The following is a 239-nucleotide window of genomic DNA, read 5'->3' as shown; positions in this document are numbered from 1 at the left end:
CGAGCTTCTCGAACGTCGGTGTGTTCGCCGGGCCACCGAACGCGCTCGACGCTCCGAACCCGCAATCGTCGATCAGCACGATCAGCACGTTCGGCGCGCCCTCGGGAGGGAGCAGCGGTTCGATCGGCGGAAACGCCGTGTCGGGGTCCTTCGCGTCGTACGTGGCCGGAAAGTCGCTGCTTCGGTGGGGAATCGGCAGCACCTGCCGCTGGATGGACGTGCTCATGTCACCCTTCGCG

The 239-nt window shown here is 66.9% G+C and carries 1 protein-coding gene; it reads right to left on the bottom strand.

Going from position 1 to position 239, the window contains the following annotated elements; all coding sequences use genetic code 11:
* On the bottom strand, positions 1 to 226 hold a 226-nt coding region (locus R0J87_RS24360; RefSeq protein WP_498889623.1), incomplete at its 3' end, for a hypothetical protein.
* Positions 227 to 239 lie beyond the last annotated feature (13 nt).

Source organism: Halomonas sp. SIMBA_159 (assembly GCF_046536035.1).
GTDB lineage: Bacteria > Pseudomonadota > Gammaproteobacteria > Pseudomonadales > Halomonadaceae > Vreelandella > Vreelandella venusta_A.
Note: the sequence above shows the minus strand (reverse complement) of the source record. Positions and strands in the feature narration are given on the sequence as shown.